The sequence below is a fragment of the Stenotrophomonas sp. STEN056 genome, assembly GCF_056759635.1.
The window spans coordinates 155,137-172,163 of record NZ_JBRRDL010000004.1 but is presented as its reverse complement, the minus strand read 5'-3'; the positions used below and the strand labels follow the sequence as shown (position 1 = coordinate 172,163).

Annotated in this window: 13 protein-coding genes; 3 read left to right on the top strand and 10 right to left on the bottom strand. The window is 62.8% G+C overall.

The genetic code is table 11. From position 1 onward, the window contains the following. Positions 1–2: 2 nt before the first annotated feature. Together rng and ACVOLO_RS04065 are read right to left on the bottom strand one after the other, a co-directional pair. Positions 3–1,493 carry a ribonuclease G gene (gene rng, locus ACVOLO_RS04070; RefSeq protein ID WP_481568999.1) on the bottom strand — a complete coding sequence of 497 codons (1,491 nt, stop codon included), beginning with the start codon at positions 1,491–1,493 and terminating at the stop codon, positions 3–5. Positions 1,494–1,498: 5 nt separating this feature from the next. Then, positions 1,499–2,095, bottom strand: coding sequence for a Maf family nucleotide pyrophosphatase (locus ACVOLO_RS04065; protein ID WP_481568998.1), 597 nt, complete (start codon positions 2,093–2,095; stop codon positions 1,499–1,501). A gap of 135 nt (positions 2,096–2,230) precedes the next feature. On the opposite strand from ACVOLO_RS04065, the gene ACVOLO_RS04060 reads away from it, so the two are divergent. Continuing rightward, the gene (locus ACVOLO_RS04060) at positions 2,231–2,971 is read left to right on the top strand and encodes an SIMPL domain-containing protein (RefSeq protein WP_481568997.1); all 741 of its coding nucleotides are present in this window, start codon (positions 2,231–2,233) and stop codon (positions 2,969–2,971) included. Between the two features lie 394 nt (positions 2,972–3,365). Next, positions 3,366–4,031 carry an energy transducer TonB gene (locus tag ACVOLO_RS04055; protein ID WP_481568996.1) on the top strand — a complete coding sequence of 222 codons (666 nt, stop codon included), beginning with the start codon at positions 3,366–3,368 and terminating at the stop codon, positions 4,029–4,031. A gap of 242 nt (positions 4,032–4,273) precedes the next feature. Here the strand turns inward: ACVOLO_RS04055 and ACVOLO_RS04050 are convergent, their stop codons facing one another. From ACVOLO_RS04050 to ACVOLO_RS04025, 6 genes are read right to left on the bottom strand one after another with little or no spacing between them, the layout of a single operon-like run. Then, positions 4,274–4,684: a type IV pilin protein gene (locus tag ACVOLO_RS04050; protein ID WP_481568995.1), complete on the bottom strand. Its 411-nt coding sequence runs from the start codon at positions 4,682–4,684 to the stop codon at positions 4,274–4,276. A gap of 14 nt (positions 4,685–4,698) precedes the next feature. Beyond that, complete coding sequence (locus ACVOLO_RS04045; RefSeq protein WP_481568994.1) at positions 4,699–8,256, bottom strand: pilus assembly protein; 3,558 nt, start codon at positions 8,254–8,256, stop codon at positions 4,699–4,701. 13 nt (positions 8,257–8,269) lie between these two features. Continuing rightward, positions 8,270–8,809, bottom strand: coding sequence for a pilus assembly PilX family protein (locus tag ACVOLO_RS04040; protein WP_481568993.1), 540 nt, complete (start codon positions 8,807–8,809; stop codon positions 8,270–8,272). Next, the gene (locus tag ACVOLO_RS04035; protein WP_481568992.1) at positions 8,806–9,825 is read right to left on the bottom strand and encodes a prepilin-type N-terminal cleavage/methylation domain-containing protein; all 1,020 of its coding nucleotides are present in this window, start codon (positions 9,823–9,825) and stop codon (positions 8,806–8,808) included. Before ACVOLO_RS04035 ends, ACVOLO_RS04040 begins: the two co-directional genes overlap by 4 nt. Next, a complete protein-coding gene (gene pilV, locus ACVOLO_RS04030) occupies positions 9,822–10,262 on the bottom strand; it encodes a type IV pilus modification protein PilV (RefSeq protein WP_481568991.1) in 441 nt (146 codons plus the stop codon). The genes ACVOLO_RS04035 and pilV overlap by 4 nt, the downstream gene beginning before the upstream one ends. Further along, on the bottom strand, positions 10,262–10,825 hold the full coding sequence (locus ACVOLO_RS04025; RefSeq protein ID WP_481568990.1) for a GspH/FimT family pseudopilin: 564 nt from the start codon (positions 10,823–10,825) through the stop codon (positions 10,262–10,264). The genes pilV and ACVOLO_RS04025 overlap by 1 nt, the downstream gene beginning before the upstream one ends. 128 nt (positions 10,826–10,953) lie before the next feature. Here ACVOLO_RS04025 and ACVOLO_RS04020 point away from each other — a divergent pair, with 128 nt between their 5' ends. Continuing rightward, positions 10,954–11,973 carry a sensor histidine kinase gene (locus ACVOLO_RS04020; RefSeq protein WP_481568989.1) on the top strand — a complete coding sequence of 340 codons (1,020 nt, stop codon included), beginning with the start codon at positions 10,954–10,956 and terminating at the stop codon, positions 11,971–11,973. Positions 11,974–12,183: 210 nt separating this feature from the next. Here the strand turns inward: ACVOLO_RS04020 and ppnN are convergent, their stop codons facing one another. Both ppnN and ACVOLO_RS04010 read right to left on the bottom strand, forming a co-directional pair. Continuing rightward, positions 12,184–13,572, bottom strand: coding sequence for a nucleotide 5'-monophosphate nucleosidase PpnN (gene ppnN, locus ACVOLO_RS04015; protein WP_481568988.1), 1,389 nt, complete (start codon positions 13,570–13,572; stop codon positions 12,184–12,186). 111 nt (positions 13,573–13,683) lie between these two features. Continuing rightward, positions 13,684–16,941 (bottom strand): TonB-dependent receptor, encoded by a 3,258-nt coding sequence (locus tag ACVOLO_RS04010; RefSeq protein ID WP_481568987.1) that lies wholly within the window; start codon positions 16,939–16,941, stop codon positions 13,684–13,686. Positions 16,942–17,027: the final 86 nt, after the last annotated feature.

The window sequence follows — 17,027 nt, the reverse complement described above, 5'->3', positions numbered from 1 at the left end:
GGTCAGAGCAGCACAACATCGAACTGCTCCTGCAGGTATTGGTCATCGGCCTGGAAACGGATGCTCTTGCCGAGGAATTCCTCCAGCTCGGCCACCGCCGCCGACTCTTCATCAGTGATGCGTGCCACGACCTTGGACGAGGCGATCACCAGCAGCCGCGCCGCCTCGAACTGGCGCACAGCGCGGGTGATCTCGCGGAAGATTTCGTAGGTCACCGTCTCGGTGGTCTTGATGCTGCCGCGCCCGCTGCATTGCGGGCAGGTTTCCGACAGCTGCCGCTCCAGGCTTTCCACCGTGCGCTTGCGGGTCATTTCCACCAGCCCCAGCGGCGAGAAATCGTAGACCGTGGTCTTGGCGTGGTCGCGTGCCAGCGCCTTCTCCAGCGTGCGCAGCACCTGGCGGCGGTGTTCGGCGTCATCCATGTCGATGAAGTCGATGATGATGATGCCGCCCAAGTTGCGCAGCCGCAGCTGGCGCGCCACCGTTTGTGCCGCCTCCAGGTTGGTGCGGAACACGGTTTCTTCCAGGTTGCGCTGGCCCACGAACGAGCCGGTGTTCACGTCGATGGTGGTCATCGCCTCGGTCTGGTCGATGACCAGGTAACCGCCGGACTTGAGCGGCACCTGTTTGTTCAAGGCACGGACGATTTCATCTTCCACCCCAAACATGTCGAAGATCGGACGGTCGCCGGTGTACAGCTCCAGCTTTTCGTCCAGCACCGGCATGTACTTGGCGACAAAGGCCTTGAGCTGGACGAAGGTTTCCTTGGAGTCCACCTTCACCTTGTCCACGTCCTTGCGGATCAGGTCGCGCACCGAACGCAGCGGCAGGCTCAGGTCTTCGTAGATCACGCTGCACGGCGGCGCCTCGCGGCCCCGCCGCTCGACCACATTCCACACCCGCGACAGGTACGAGATGTCCTCGGCCAATGCTTCGGCCGGCTGGCCTTCGGCATTGGTGCGCACGATGTAGCCGTAGCCGCCGTGCTGGGCCGAGATTTCCGTGACCAGGGATTTGAGGCGGGCACGTTCGGCCTCGTCCTCGATACGGGCCGAAACGCCGACCATCTTGGATTGCGGCAGCAGCACCAGGTAACGCGAGGGAATGCTGATCTGCGTGGTCAGGCGCGCACCCTTGGTGCTGATCGGGTCCTTGACCACCTGCACCACCACGTCCTGCCCGTCGCGCAGCAATTCCACGATCGGCACCGACGAAGGCAAGGGCAGGCTCGGTGCGGTTTCATCGGTATCGGCGGCCAACGGCGCCGGCCGCACCACGTCGTTGGCATGCAGGAACGCCGCGCGCTCCAGCCCCACCTCGACGAACGCCGCCTGCATGCCCGGCATCACCCGCTGCACCTTGCCCTTGTAGATGTTGCCAACCACGCCACGGCGCCAGCCGCGCTCGATGTGCAGCTCCTGCAGCATGCCGTTTTCGATCACCGCCACGCGGGTTTCGCGCGGGGTGACATTCACCAGAATCTCTTCGGACATGTCCTTCACTCCCCCTTGTCCATGGAACCGCCTGCCGCCCCGGCAGTAAAAGCCGACAACAATGCGTCGGTCTGCTGCAACGGCAACCCCATCACCCCCGAATAACTGCCTGCCAGATGGCTGATGAAACGCTCCGCCCCGCCCTGGATCGCATAGCCACCGGCCTTGCCCATCGGCTCGCCCGTGGCGACGTAGGCGGCGATCTGTTCCTCGCTCATCGGCCCGAATGTCACCTCGGAGGCCACCGTTTCCAGCACGTGGCGCCCGTGCGCGGCCAGCGCCACCACGGTGATCACCCGGTGCGTGCGGCCGGCCAGCGAGGCCAGCATCGCCGCGGCATCGGCCGCATCGACGGGTTTGCCGTAGACCCGGTCGCCCAGCACCACCTCGGTATCGGAGCCGAGCACGACCGCCTCGGGGTCGTCAGCCACCAACGCCAGCCCGGCCTGTGCCTTGTCCAATGCCACCCGGCACACGTAGGCTTCAGCGGGTTCGCCTGTGGCACGCACCTCCGGCACGTCCGTATCCAGGGCACGGAAGGGCACGCCAAGGCGGGTCAGGAGTTCATTTCGACGGGGGGAGCGGGAGGCAAGATAAAGCATCGCGGAAGCATAACCCGCGCCAGCTACCTGAATGATCCGCTGCGCTGTGAATGTGACAGCAACCCCGTGCCGGCTCACCACACGTTCATCGCTCTGAACTCCACACTTCAACGATCCAATCCAAGGAGGATCTCCATGCGCCGCCGTCATCCCTTTGCCCCGCTGCTGCTGTCCCTGTCACTTGCCCTGGGAGCCACGATGTCCGCCCACGCCCAAACCGTCCCCACCGTCGTCGCCAGCGATGCCACCTTGCTGAACATCTCCGCCCAGGCCGAAGCGCGCCGCGTGCCGGACATCGCCACCTTGTCGGCCGGCGTGGTCACCCAGGCCGTGGACGGCAACACCGCCATGCGCGAGAACGCCGTGCAGATGGACAAGGTGATGGCGGCGATCAAGGCCGCCGGCATCGCCGAACGTGACATCCAGACCAGCGGCATCAACCTCAGCCCGCAGTACCGCTACGCCGAAAACGAGCCGCCGAAGATCACCGGCTACCAGGCCAACAACACCGTCAGCCTGAAGATCCGCGACATCACCAAGCTGGGCAAGGTACTGGACAGCCTCGCCGCCCAGGGCGCCAACCAGATCAACGGCCCCAGCTTCGAGATCGACCAGCCCGAGCCGGTCTATGACGAAGCCCGCCTGGCCGCGCTGAAGAAGGCCCAGGCCCGCGCCGAGACCTATGCCAAATCGCTGGGCCTGCGCGTGCGCCGCATCGTCAGCATCTCCGAAGGCAACCAGGGCGGCTTCCGCCCCATGCCGATGATGGCCATGGCTGCCGGCCGTTCGGCCAAGGCGGAAATGGACACCGCCGTGTCCCCCGGTGAAACCACCGTCTCGGTCAACCTGGACGTGGTGTTCGAACTGGGCCGCTGATTCAAGCGCTCCATGTGAGACGACAACGGCGCCCAAGGGCGCCGTTGTCGTTTGCGGAGTTGCATTGGGTGCGCAATGCCCTCTTCGTTGCACAAAAAGGAGGAAACAAAGCGCCGCAATGACGCTGGCGGCCATGCATGGCCGGCTCCCTCCCTTTCGCATGGCGAAGGGGAGGGCTGGGGACGGGTGCCTTTGCCGTTGCCTTTAGTTCTGGCTTCAAACACCGGCGCCCCCAAACCCGCAAAACTGTCCAGCAGTTAACCCATCTCCCGCACCCCACTTGCCGGCAGCCCGATTCACTGGCGCACTGGACTCACGCAGGCCGGAACCTGCAACCCCGTCCTGTGTCATCGCGCGTTGTCTTCTGTCACACGCCCACGCATGGAGGTCGAACATGGTCCGCACGCAACCCCGTACCCCGTCGCTGCATTTCGCGCCATCCCGCATCTTCGCCTACAGCACGGCCATCGCCCTGCACGCCCTGGCACTGGGGATGCTGCTGATACCACTGGCCCAGGCCCCCATCCGCAACGCCACCGAGCGCGAATCCCGTTGGCAGGTGCCGGACGTCAAGCCGATTGCACCGACACCGCCCCGCCCGGATCCCATCCCTATGACCCGCGCGCCGGCACCACCGCGCAAACCCGCCCTGCCCGCGCCGGGCGACAACGCCCCCATGCCGATCTTCGCCACCGAAGCGGTAATCACCGCGCCGGTTGATGTGGCCCCCACCGAAACCCTCGCACCCGCCGTCGATTCAACAATCGCCCCGTCATCGCCGCTGGAAGGCGTGCAGCTGCGTTACCAGCACGCACCGGCGCCAGTCTACCCACGCGACGCGCTGATCGCTGGCGCACAGGGCACCGTGACCCTGCGCGTGCTGGTCGGTGAAGACGGCTCACCACTGGAGGTCAGCATCGAACGCAGCAGCGGCAACCGCAGCCTGGACACCGCCGCCCGCAACCAGGTGCTGCGCCGCTGGAAGTTCCACCCCGCCGTCGATGGCGGCCGGCCGGTGCAGGCTTACGGCTTGATTCCGGTGGATTTCAAACTGGGCTGATCCACTGACGCCTGCAGGGAACGCCGGCCTGGCGTTTCCTTGCAGGCCCCCTGGCCGGCTGCATGAACCGCCGGAGCGGGAAACCACGCAGCTCCACACCGCGCACGTCCGCCTGCCCGGCAGGTCACCGCGGCCAAGGACAGATTCCAAGACGCCAGACACAACATGGGCCGCAACGGCATCGCCGGCGGCCCATGTTCATTCATGCCATTGCAGACCGGCGCAAGCCCGTCAACAACTCCTCAGAAGCACTTCGCCACATCCGCCCCGGTGGCCCCACTGGCGCTGCGCTTGCCGGCCTGGTCAATGCTCAATGTGCCGCACTTGTCCCTGCTAGCCTGCGATCCCTCTGGTATTGCGACGATCGTGAAGCTCGTTGCCTTGGCCGCAGCGTCGAGCTTCACATCGTAGTGGCCGCTCAATTCAGTGTCGCAGGCGGTGTTGTCCGGCGGAACCCCTTTCTCGTAGCTGAGCTTGCCCGCGTAGTAGCGCTCCATGAACTGCGCTTTCTCCAGCATGCAACCTGCTGCTGCCACCCGCCGGCCCTTGACGATGTGGTCGATATAGCTCGGATAGGCAATGCCCGCCAGGATGCCGATGATCGCAACGACGATCATCAGCTCGATCAGGGTGAAGCCCTTTTCATTCGACATGTTCGGTCCCTTCCTTACTGCGCTATGAGTTCACGCCAGCTGATACGGCTGGGCATCCCGCCATTGGGCGGCGGCACCTTGAAGCTCTGGGGGGTATCGCCGTCACCCCGGCCAATGGTTGCAAGGCCTGTGGTCAGGTTGCCATCGGTGGGCATGCCTCCCTCCACTTTCTTCGAACCGACCACGCCGTGATCCCCCTTGCCATCGGGCAGCGCGCTGGAGTCGGCAAAATAACTGCCGGACTTGGGCGCGGTGCCGGTGAACAGGTTGATCGTATTGAAGTAACCACTGCCGGTGGCGCCAGAGCAGTCCGCCCCATCGGCAGGAATTACCGAGGTCAGGAACATGCCCGTCCCCGAAATGGTCGGCGAACCGATCACGCGCTCCGGCGTTGGCAGGTCCACATACCAGCCCTTCTTGTCGGCCGGCAATGCCGAGTATTTCTCAAACCCGCGCGCGTCATTGTTGTCCTCGTCCTTGCCCCAGTAGGGGATCGTGCGCGCCTGCAGCTCGGTCCGGCCATTGACGGTGGTATTGGTGTCAATGATCCCGTACAGGCTCTGGGTCTGCGCCGTGACGCCCTTGCCCGGCACATCGGTGTTGGAGATGAAACGGCCGGTGCCGAAGCCCACCATCACCGTGCCGGAACTATTGCGTCCAACGCCCAGCCCGCCGGTGATGGGTTGCGCATTGCCCGCCGAGTCCTTGGCCTGGAACAGGCGAACCGCCGCCTTGGGCGCAGTGCCGGTGAAGTCCCAGCGCCAGACGTTGCCCTTGAGGTCACCGCCGTAGACCACGTCGACCTTGCCATCCTGGTTCAGGTCGGCCATGCCCAGCGACATCAGGCCATTGCCACTGCCCGGGTCCGCAATCAGCTTGTAGGTCTTGCTGATCCCACCGTTGGCATCCAGCTCGTAGGCAAAGAGCGTGGCCGTACCGTTCGGGCTGTCGATGCCATTGGGGACAAACGCATAGGCCTTGCCGTTGTTGCCCGCGCGGATGCGTACCGCACCCAGCACATACCCCATGTCCTTCTCGGTCGTGCTGTCCTGGGTGGTGTTGTCCCAGAGCACGTTGGCCGCCTTCATGGAACCGGGCTGCGTCACGTCCAGCGCATAAACACCGCGCCCGCCCCGGCCCAACGCTCCGACAAGAATATTCTTGCCATTGCCCTGGCTGACCTGGTTGATCACGTCGATATTGCCGTCGACAAAATAGCGGTGTTCGTATTCGGGGGAGCTCAGCTTGGCAAGCTCAGCAAAGTCGAGACCGCCAGGCACATAGGAGAACAGCACCTTCCCGGTTTCAGAGTCGATGCCATGCATCATGCCGTCGTTGGCACCCACGTATACCGTCTTGGTATCTGCGATATAGGCCGGTGCGGAATCCACGATGTCACCAAAGGGATAGGCCCGCTTGCGCAACGTGCCATTCGCCTGATCGGCTTCCTTGCTGCGGTCCCCGCGCAGGTAATCGATGTTGTCTCCCACCGATACCGTATGCACGTCCGAGGTGATGCCAAACACACCGGCTGATGCCAGCGCGCTGCGGTCAAAGGACTGCGCGAACCCACCAAAACTGGTCAGCACGGGGCGCGAGGTAAAGCGTGTGCCGGCATTCACGCCGCCAGCTTCGAAGGTCTTGGACATGGCCCACTTGGGCTCTTTCGCCACGCCTGTCATCGCATCATTGAAGGGGCTGGCCTTCAACTCACCCAGCCAGCTCACCGAGGTATAGCTTGCACTGAAAGTAAGCGTTTCCGAGTCGGTCTTGGTCGAGCTGGAAGCGATGTTGGAGCCTGACGCGGTGCGCCCGTCGATGGTTCTCAGGGCTTCGGTCAATGCCGAAGCAAACTTGTCCGTATCCGAGGCCACCACGAAACTGCCGCGGCCGTTGACCGAGGCATGCCAAAGGTCATCGATACGGGTTGCGTTCTCGCTCGCATTGGGATTGGGCCAGGTCCGCGGCTCCTGCCCCTTGATCGGGGTCAGGGTACCCTTCAGGCCAATGGAGATACCGAAGGTGGTCATATGTTGCCAGTCGGCCGAATCGGCGGAGCTGGTACGAACGTTGTTGACCAGGTCGGTGCGCAGATCGTTCTGCCAATAGTAGTAAGCAACGTCGGCCAGCGTCGTGCTGTAGCCATCCTGGGTAGCGCTGTCCTGGTAGGGATAGCCCGCCTTGTAGTCCACGTTGCCGTCGCCGTCGCCCGCCGCTTTTCCGTTTGAATACTTTTTGATCTGGCTGGCCTCGAAGCCATCGCTCTTGCTGTTCCAGAAACCGTCCGTGGTCAACAACGCGTAGTTCTGGCGGCAGCTGAGCATGTTGCCGCTGCCATCCTTGTAGGGGTCGGAAGTACCAAAATACCTGCCTGCACGCTGCAATGCGCCGTGCAGCGGCGTACCGCCGTTGGCACCGGCAGATTGCAGGCGGCTGTAGAAGGTCTCGCGGTTGCTGCCGGTGAACAGCCCTTCTTCCGTATTCCACTGGATCGGAAAACTCGGCGTGCTACCGGAGAGGGACTGTTTCCCGCCACGGTTCCAGATGGTGTCGAACCCCACGCGATAGTTCTTGCCCAGGCGCCCGAATGCCTCCGATGCACCGGCCTTGGCCATCTTGTTGCGGGTGCGATGGTATTGGTACCAGTTCGCGAAATTCTGAAGCTCTTCCTTTTGGCCACGGCCCGTGGGAGTAGCGTCCTCCCACTCGTAATCAGCCTTGGCTTCATAGCTGATGTTGGAAACGTTGTTGGTTGAACCCCACCAACCCTGAGGGGCATTGATGCGGAAGCTGATGGTTGAATTGGGCGAATTCACCTTCACCGATTCACTGTTGTTGCTGTTGGTGCTGGTTCTGTCTTCCCAGGTCGATGAGCAGCTGCCGTTCGCATAGACATACAGATCGCCGTTGCCCTTGCCGCCGGACGTCGTCACCGTCACCGACTCGGCCGCTCCCAGGTCAACCCGGAAGCACTGCGACCAACTGCCGCTGCTGATGGACGCAACCGTCCCCTGGCTCAACACCCGGGTTGACCGTGCCTGGCGCTGAACCACGCCACCGTCAACACTGTTGGACGAGCTGGAGCGTGCAATGCGGTACTTCACATAATTGGACGAATTCGTGCCGGGATCTGAAACCCCGGCTTTCGGGACATAGAAATAGGATTCCGAGGAATCCCGCAGATCCCGGCTGCCGTCCAGGCTCGTGGTGCTGCTGGACGCCGCTGTGAAATCCGCATTGCCCAGACGGTCATTCAGATCCGTGCTGGCCGTGCGCCAGGGCCTGTAGTCCCGCTCCGGGTTGTAGTAAAGCGTGTTGTTGACGTACGAACGCCTGGCGGGATTGTCCGAGAGGCTGTCGTAATTGTCCGGCATGCTCAACCATGCCATCGACCCCGAATCGTCGAGGATCAGCATCACGTTTGGCGGAATTGCGTTGCTGCCCGTCAACAACGGGTACTGCGGGAAGGAAGTGGTCGCCGCCTGCGCCGACGCCATGGAAACCAGCATGGTCGCAATCGCGATCTGCAGGCGCGAAGTGAGGGGCGTTCCCCGGAAAGAAGTTCTATTCATGTCTTGCCCCGGCTCAACGGCGGTACAGCGATTGGACGACCACTTCCACCCCGTTGGGGGTCATGGCCTGCGAGGTGATTCGGAAAACACTCTGCTCGGTGGTTTCCGGTGGCGGCTTGGACATGTCAATGCCTTCGCCTGCGCCACCGCCATTGACCGTCGCACCAAAATCCTCAATCACGAAACGTGGGGTGATCGCACCGTCACCCGAACCCACGGTCTTGCCTACCCTGAAAGCACCCTTCGACCAGAAGTCGGCCGCTGCCCACGGTGGGTCGACGTTCGGCTTCGGCATGGCGCACAGACCATCGGCACAACCGGACGGTGGGAAAGAAGGCGCACCGTCACGCGCGATGATTTCGGCCTGGCGCAGGCCCGCTTCGGCTGCCTGGAACGCCTTGCCGCGTGCGATGGTGTTGGCAGCCATACGCTCCTGCATGATGGCGCCCCGCATTGATGCCAGCCCCAGCAGGGTAATGACGATGAGCAGCATCAGGACAACCACCAACGCCGCACCTGACTCTTGTGGACGCGCGCTACGCTGCAGCTTCATAGGATGTTCCCCTGGTGGTTCCTGAGCACGATGACGTCCTCCACCGAACGGGTCAGCGTGTTGCCCTCGGTGTCTTCCACGTCGCCACGGGCCATGCTGCCCTGCACTGCCTCAAAGGTCATGGCAAGGTGCACCGCCGTCACCAGGCCCCACGTATTGCCTGCATCGACCGCACCGGCATCCACGTAACTGGCCGCTTCGCCCACTTTGTAAGTGATGCTCAACCCCGTGACGCCCTCGGCGATCTCGTCCCTGCCTCCCGGCGACGTGCGGTACAGCGAACTGCCACCACGGCCGTTGCCCTCCACGTTCCAGCGCACCGCCGCAGGCTGCACCACAAACGCCGGTGAACGCCCTGCACCCGGCTGGCACTTGGACGCCTCCAGGGCCGTGGGCGGCACGGTTGGATCCCCCCAGAAACAATACGCAGGCCCGGCGAGCGGCTCACTGCACTTGCTCGCATCGGGTTCACGCGTCATGCCCTCGCCACAGTTGGCGCTGACGTCATGCGATATCTCGTTGCCGGAAATTCCCGTCACCGAAAAGACAATGGCTGCATCGTTGTTGCATGCAATCAGGTCCTGCCCCGCCACCAGGCCAACTGCGGAATTGAGCTCAAGCGGATCCCCGGGAGCCTTGTGCTGGACGATCTGCCGCTGCATGTCATTGGCCCGGTAAACGGTGATGGCATCGGTGTCACCGTTTTCGCCGTGGATACCCCCGTTGAAACGCGCCCAGTAGGCAGCGCCGGATGCGCCCGAGCGCAGGCTGACCGGGTGATCGCTGAAGCGGGTGCACGGATTGCCACCGGCCTCGCGGATGTCACGTGCCAGCAGTTCAAATGCGGCGCGTTGATTTTCCTGGATGCGGTTTATCGCCTCGGTGTTGCCATACACGCGGCGATTGGACAGGAAAATACTTCCCGCTGCGGCAACAACCAGCAGCCCAAGCAGCAATGCCACCATCAGTTCGATCAGGGTGAAACCCTGCTGGCGAGCGCCTGATTTCATCTTCATAGCTGACTGGTCTCCTCGACCTGACCACCGACATCATTGCCGCCGGTACCACGCTCGTCATTCCACTTCACACCTACGGTGCAGGTCATCGAATCGGCATTGCAGCGCACCAGCCCCTGGGCATCGGGCGCTACGGTTGCCTTCAGGCCCCACAGCCAGCCCTCCATGGTGCCGGCCTGTGCGCCGTCTTCACCATCGGTGTAGATATTGGTGTTGTAGGTGCCCAGGTTGTCGCGGTCCGCGCGGATGATGTCCATCATCGAATACACCTGTATGGCGGCCTGCGTGCGGCTCGCCGAGCTTCCCGTGTTCTTCAGCGTGATCGCCTGCAACGCCGCGATACCAAGCAGGCCAATGGCCAGGATCAGCACCGCCACCATCACTTCGATCATGCCCACGCCCTGCTGCCTGCGGCGGGCTGTCTGTTTCATTTCCATCAGATGTCTCCCGGAGCACTGCAATCCGTGCCGGCCTCGCGGCGGGCACTGGTGATGCGCCCCACCACTGCGGAAATGTCCACCGCGTTCTGCCCGGTCAGATTGGCCGCGCACAACGAAATGGTGCCGCTGTTTCGTGCCCCCACCTGGACGAAGCCCGATGGCGTGAAGGTGATGCGCGTGTTGGCGCCGGTGATGTTGGCGCTGGTCTTCAAGCTGACCCCGGGGTTGGCCGCCACCGAGCGCAGCTGCACGTTGGCGCCATTCTTGGTCGCAAAGACGATCCACTCGTTGCCCGCCGCGCCCGAACAACTGGCGCCGTCGCTGCTGGGGCAGAACGTGGTCGTCGCCCGGCGCGAAACCGCCTCGGTACGCGCCACCTGCAAAGCCGCAATCATCTCGTTGCTGCTGGCCACCAGCCGATTGTGGCTGATCATCCTGCCGAAGCTGGGCGCCGCAATGGCCGCGACAATGCCCAGCACCGCCACCGTCACCATAAGTTCGACCAGCGTAAAGCCCTTGCCCTGGTGCTTCCCCAGCACCCTTACGCCTCGCGTCGGCATGTTCCCGACCATGCGCAAGCTCCCCAGATTGACTAAGCTGACACGCTAAGCCAGCCCCGCCCGCCCGTCACTACCCCGGCCGATGGGCGGCACTTCGCGCAAGACCAATGGCAAGGCGAACTCCGCACATGTTCGAACCGTCCACCCCAACGCCGCTGGATACCCTGTGGAAAGCGCCGGCGATCATCTGGACCATCCTGGCCGGCGAGGGCCTGGCCATCATTCTTGCGCTGGCACCTGAGCATATCGGCAACCGCTGGGTCCTGTTCGGCGCGCTGTCGCTGATGGTGCAATGGATTTCGCTTTCGGCCCTGGGCGCGCTCTACCTGCTGCGCAAGCCACTGTCGCGCCTGCCGCCCACCTGGATCGCCAATATCACCCTGCTGGTTCTGGTGGTCTGCAACCTGCTGGTCTGCACCGCAAGCTGGTGGGTACTGAAGAACCTGCTGCCGATCTCGTCGGAAAACTGGCTCCCCACCTTGCTGCGCTTCACCGGGATCATCCTCACCTTCGGCCTGCTGGGCCTGGCCGCCTTCCAGAACCACTGGCGCGCGCGCCAGCTTGCCGTTCGCGCAAAGCAGGCCGAGCTGGAAGCCTTGCAGGCCCGGATCCGCCCCCACTTCCTGTTCAACACCCTCAACACTGGCGCCGCGCGGGTGCACCAGCGCCCGGAAGATGCCGAACGCCTGCTGCTGGACCTGGCCGACCTGTTCCGGGCGGCGCTGGCCGGGCCACAGGAAATTCCACTGGCCGAGGAAATCGCACTCTCCAGGCGTTATCTGGAGATCGAAGCACTGCGCTTCGGCGCACGCATGCGCGTCCATTGGCAATTGCCCGCGCCATTGCCGCAGCTACGCGTTCCCACGCTGTCAATCCAGCCGCTGGTCGAGAACGCAATCCACCACGGCATTGAGCCGTCCGCCGACGGCGGCGACATCCACGTCTCAGTAGTGCAGAACCGGCAGCAGATCGTCATCACGGTCGAGAACGACCTGCCTGCCGCGGGCACCCGTCCAATGCGTGCAAGCCACAAGGTCGGGCTGGAATCGACCAAAGCCCGCATCCAGGCCATGACCAGCGGCGAAGGCGACGTCACCACCGGCATCGAGAACGGACGCTACATCGCCACGATCACCCTGCCCGCCTGAAGCCTGCCGGCCATGCCGGGGCTGCGAAAACCGGCCGGCATGCGCACCGTTGGCCGGAAGGGAGCCCCGGCATCGCCGGACGAACCCGGCAGCGTGCCGTTGCGGCGACAATCTGATCACTTCGCGATGCGCACCACCGCCGCACCCGCATATCCCCCCCCCCTTCGCATTGCACGAAGGGGGATGCCAAACCGACTCACATCCGCAAGATCACGCCACCACTTTGTAGCAGGGGTGGTACTCGCCGGAAATCTTCATGCGGCGCTGCTCGACGAAGGCGCGCAGCAGCGCGTCCAACGCCTGCATCATCTCGGTGTCGCCATGGATCTTGAACGGGCCGAACTCCTCGATGCGGCGCATGCTCTCTTCCTTGACGTTACCGGCAACAATGCCGGAGAACGCACGACGCAGGTCGGCCGCCAGGTCCGGCGCCGGGCGCCCCCTGTGCAGATTCAGCCCCGCCATCGCCTCGTGCGTGGGTACGAACGGCTGCTGGTATTCCAACGGAATCTCCACCTGCCAGTTGTAGAAGAACGAGTCACGATGCGCCAGGCGGAACTCACGCACACGCTTGATCCCCTGCGCCATCTTGCGCGCCACGGCTACCGGATCACCGACGATGATCTCGTAGCGCTCGGCTGCCTGGTCACCCAGGGTCAAGCGGATGAAGCGGTCAATCTGCTCGAAGTACGGCGCTGCGATGGCCGGGCCACTGAGGATCAGCGGGAACGGCAGATCCTTGTTTTCCTCGCGCAGCAGGATGCCGAGCAGGTACAGGATTTCCTCAGCCGTACCAACACCGCCCGGGAACACGATGATGCCGTGACCGAGGCGGACAAACGCCTCCAGGCGCTTTTCGATGTCCGGCATGATCACCAGGTGGTTGACGATCGGGTTGGGCGACTCGGCGGCGATGATGCCCGGCTCGGTGATGCCGATATAGCGCGTGTTGTGCTTGCGCTGCTTGGCATGGGCGATGGTGGCGCCCTTCATCGGTCCCTTCATCGCACCCGGGCCACAGCCGGTGCAGATATCCAGGCCGCGCAGCCCCAGCTCGTAACCCACCTGCTTGGTGTACAGGTACTCATCACGCGAGATCGAATGGCCGCCCCAGCACACCACCAGGTTCGGCTCGCTCGGCTGCAGGATGCGCGCATTGCGCAGCACGCCAAATACCGCATTGGTGATGCCGTCGGAAGTCTCCAGGTCCGAAGCGTATTCCGGCCCCAGTTCGATGGCCATGTAGGCCAGGTCGCGCACCACCGAGAACAACAGCTCGGCGATACCGCGGATGATTTCGCCATCGACGAACGCCGCCGCCGGCGCGTTGCTCAGGTCAATGCGGACACCCCGGTCCTGCTGGGTCACCTGCACGTCGAAATCCGGGTATAGATCGCGCGCGGCCCGCGGGTCATCCGAAGCGCTGCCGCTGGTCAACACCGCCAGCGCACAGCGGCGCAGCAGTTCGTGCATGCCGCCACCGGAGGCGTCACGCAGGCGCGCCACTTCCGTCCGCGAAAGTACGTCCAGCCCGCCACGCGGGTAGATACGTGCATCCTGCACCGGCAGCGCCCTCGCTGCCCCTTCATTCTTGGTCATTTCCACTTCCACTCCTTCTCATTGGCGATCGACTTTAGCGCTGCCCCCATGAAAAGGAAAACGGCCGGGTCGCCCCGGCCGTTTTCGGTTTACATCCGATCAATCAAACGATCAGAACTTGTACTTCAGGCTCAGCATCATCGACCAGCGCGACACAGCCGTGTTGCCCTTGTCGTTGTTGTTTTCCTGGATCTGCTCGTTGTCCGTAGAGCCGGTGAAGTTGTAGATGTACTTGCCGGTGGCCGGATCAATACCCGCGTAGTTGGCGATACGACGCGTGGAGTAGAAGCCGTAGTCATCAATCAGGCCCCACTTCTTGTTGAGCAGGTTGCCGACGTTCATGATATCCAGTGCCACTTCGGTCTTGTGGCCCTTGAAGAAGCCCGGCAATTCCTGGCTGATGCGCACGTCGAACGTATTGACCCACTTGGCACGGTGCGAGTTGGCCGGAACGACCTGACCCTTGTAGCCAGCCAGCTCACCGTTGTTGTCCAGCCAGTCGAAGAAGTCCTTCTCCATCGCCGCACCACCCGTCCACAGCACGTCGCCATAACCAGCCGGCACGTAGAACAGGTCATTGGTATTGGCGCCGTCGCCATTGACGTCGTTGTAGAAGATGTAGCTGTACGGACGGCCCGAACGGCCTTCGTAGAACAGGCCCACGCGGGTGGAGTAGTCACCGAAGAAGGCGTGCTTCCATTCCACCGTGCCGGTCACACGGTCCTTGATCGCATAGCGCGAGTCGTAGGCAATGTTGTCGTTGGAATTGAAGTTCAGCGTGTTGTTCCAGTTCGAGGTGTTCTGCGAACTGGTCAGCGAGCTGACTTCCTTGGCCTTGGTGTAGGTGTAGCCCAGCGACCAACCCCAGTTGTCGCTCATCGGCTTGCTCAGCGCGAAGGTGGCCTGCATGCTGCTGCCCTTGTCGGTATTGCGCAGCAGCATCACATCGCCGATATCGCTCGGGCGGTTGCCCTTCACGTCCGGGCACATGCCTGCAGCCGTCTGTGCCGGGGTGCAGTTCTTGCCATTGATCTTGCCCGCTTCAATACCGAAGTTGCCAGCATTGGCCGGGTTGCGACCTGCCTCATTCCAGTAGTTGTCACGGCCGTCCATGGTGCCCGTGAAGGTCGGGTCCATCAGGTCCAGGCGCTCGAAATACAGGGCATCGTTGACCTTGGTGTACAGCAACTCGGCAGAAGCCACGATGCCATACCACGGCAATTCATGATCAAAGGCCAGGTTGGTCTTCCACACCGACGGCAACTTGGTGCCCGGCGCAATGATGTCAACGTTGGCACGCGCAGCGCCTGGGGTCAGGCCAGCGGTGGACGGCGGAACGGTCGGATCGAACGCTGGGGCATCACCACCCTTCAGGTCGTATTCGACGTAGTTCAGGCCGGTGTTCTGGTAGGCACCTGCCAACCAGACGTTCGGAGCAGCGCCGCCAAACAGGCCGATACCACCACGCAGCTGGGTCGGACGCTCGCTGTCGAAGGTGTAGTTGAAGCCAACGCGCGGCTGCACCAGCTTGTCGTCAACCAACTCGGTGTTGTTGTAGCCGTACAGTTCCTGGATACGCGGGTTGTACAGGCGCTGATCGCTGAAGTCCGGCAGGTCCACGCGGACACCGAACATCAGGCTCAGGTTGTAGTTGATCGCCCAGGTGTCCTGCACGAACAGGCCGGTGTTCTTCAGCGTGAACGCAGCCGGGATATCGGCACGGCTACCACCCTCGCGCGGAGCGCGCAGCTGGTAGCGGCTCGGGGTGCCGGCAAGGAACGAGTTCAAGTCGGAGAACTCATACACGCCGTTCAAATTGCGGCCGTAGAAGTTCATCAGGTCGTTGTCGGAGTAATCAAAGCCGAACTTGACAGTGTGATCACCCACGTACCAGGTGGCGGCACCGAAGGCGCTCAGTTCCTTGCTCTCGACCAGGTTCACGTGCGTGTTCTGCTCGGTGCCCAGCAGCAGCGCATCATTCTTCGTGCCGAAACCGTTGATGCGGATCGACGGCAAGTCGACCAGCGCTTCACGATTGGCGCTGTAGTCCTTGTGCGACACCTTGAACTCGGTGGAGAAGTTCTCGCTCCAGTCGGAGAACAGCTCACCCATCCAGGTTTCATAGGTCTTGGGCTGACCGTACCAGTAGTTGCTCAACGAGACAGTGCTGTTGCCCAGGCCCGGGAAACGCATCACGTTCTGTTCCATCTTGTTGTAGCGCAGGGCTGCACGATGGTTTTCGTTGATGTTCCAGTCCAACTTGACCGCGTACTCTTCGATCTCGGTCTTGTTGTCCGGCGCAGACAGGCCGCCCACGTCATAGCCCTTGGCCGACATGAAGTCCTGAACGCGCGCGATGTCGGCATCGGTGATTGTGCCCTTGCCGTACGGACCGTCGCTCAGTGCAACGCCCGGTGCAGAACGCTCGTACTTTTCGTAGTTGGCGAAGAAGAACAGCTTGTCCTTGACGATCGGGCCGCCGAAGGTCATGCCGTAGGTCTTCTCGTCCTCGAAGCCGTTGAAGTCGCCCTTGTCGCCTTCCAGACGGGTGCGAACCATGTCCTTGTCGCGGTACGAGCCATAGACGGTGCCATGGAACTCATTGGTACCCGACTTGGTCACGGCGTTGATCACCGCGCCGGTACCACCGTAGATGGTGGTGTCGTAGTTGGCCAGGTCGATGTTGATTTCCTGGATGGCGTCCATGGACACCGGCTGACGCTCGGTCGGCAGGTTGTTCGACTCCAGGCCGAACGGGTCGCCAGCGCCGATGCCGTCGATGCGGATGGCGTTGAAACGGGTGTTCTGGCCACCGGCAGAAATCGCACCGTCAGCCTTGCTGACCTGCGAGATGCGCGGATCCAGACGGATGTAGTCCTGGATGTTGCGGTTGGCCGACGGCAGCGCTTCCAGCGTTTCGCGGGTCACGTTGGTGCCGGTGCCCATCTTGTTGGCGCTGAAGATTTCCGAACCACCACCAACAGCCAGGACCTGCACGGCCTCCAGGTTGGTCGCGGCCAGGTCGCCAGCCAGCGAGGCATTGACCGTGTTGACCTGGTTCAGGTTCAGGTAGACACCCTCTTCGGTCTTGGTGCCTTCACCGGACTTGTTGATGGTGATGGTGTACGGGCCACCGACGCGCAGACCGCGCGCGTTGTAGCGACCCGAAGCATCGGTGGTCGCACGGCTGACCGTGCCCGACTCGACGTGGGTGATGGTGACTTCGGCGCCGGCAACCGGCTGACCGCCGTTGTTGATGACCTGGCCGCCGACGCCAGCAGAGGTGCTCTGAGCAAAGGCAGGCGCAGCCGTAAGGGCGACAACCAGGCCAAGAGCAAGCTTGGACATCCTGATGCGTGGGTGATTCATGGGTGGGTAGCCTCGAAACGAGTTGGCGATTGAAAAAAACGCGATCCATCAGCCCCGGGGTCAACCGGGCGCCTGATCGGCTTGAA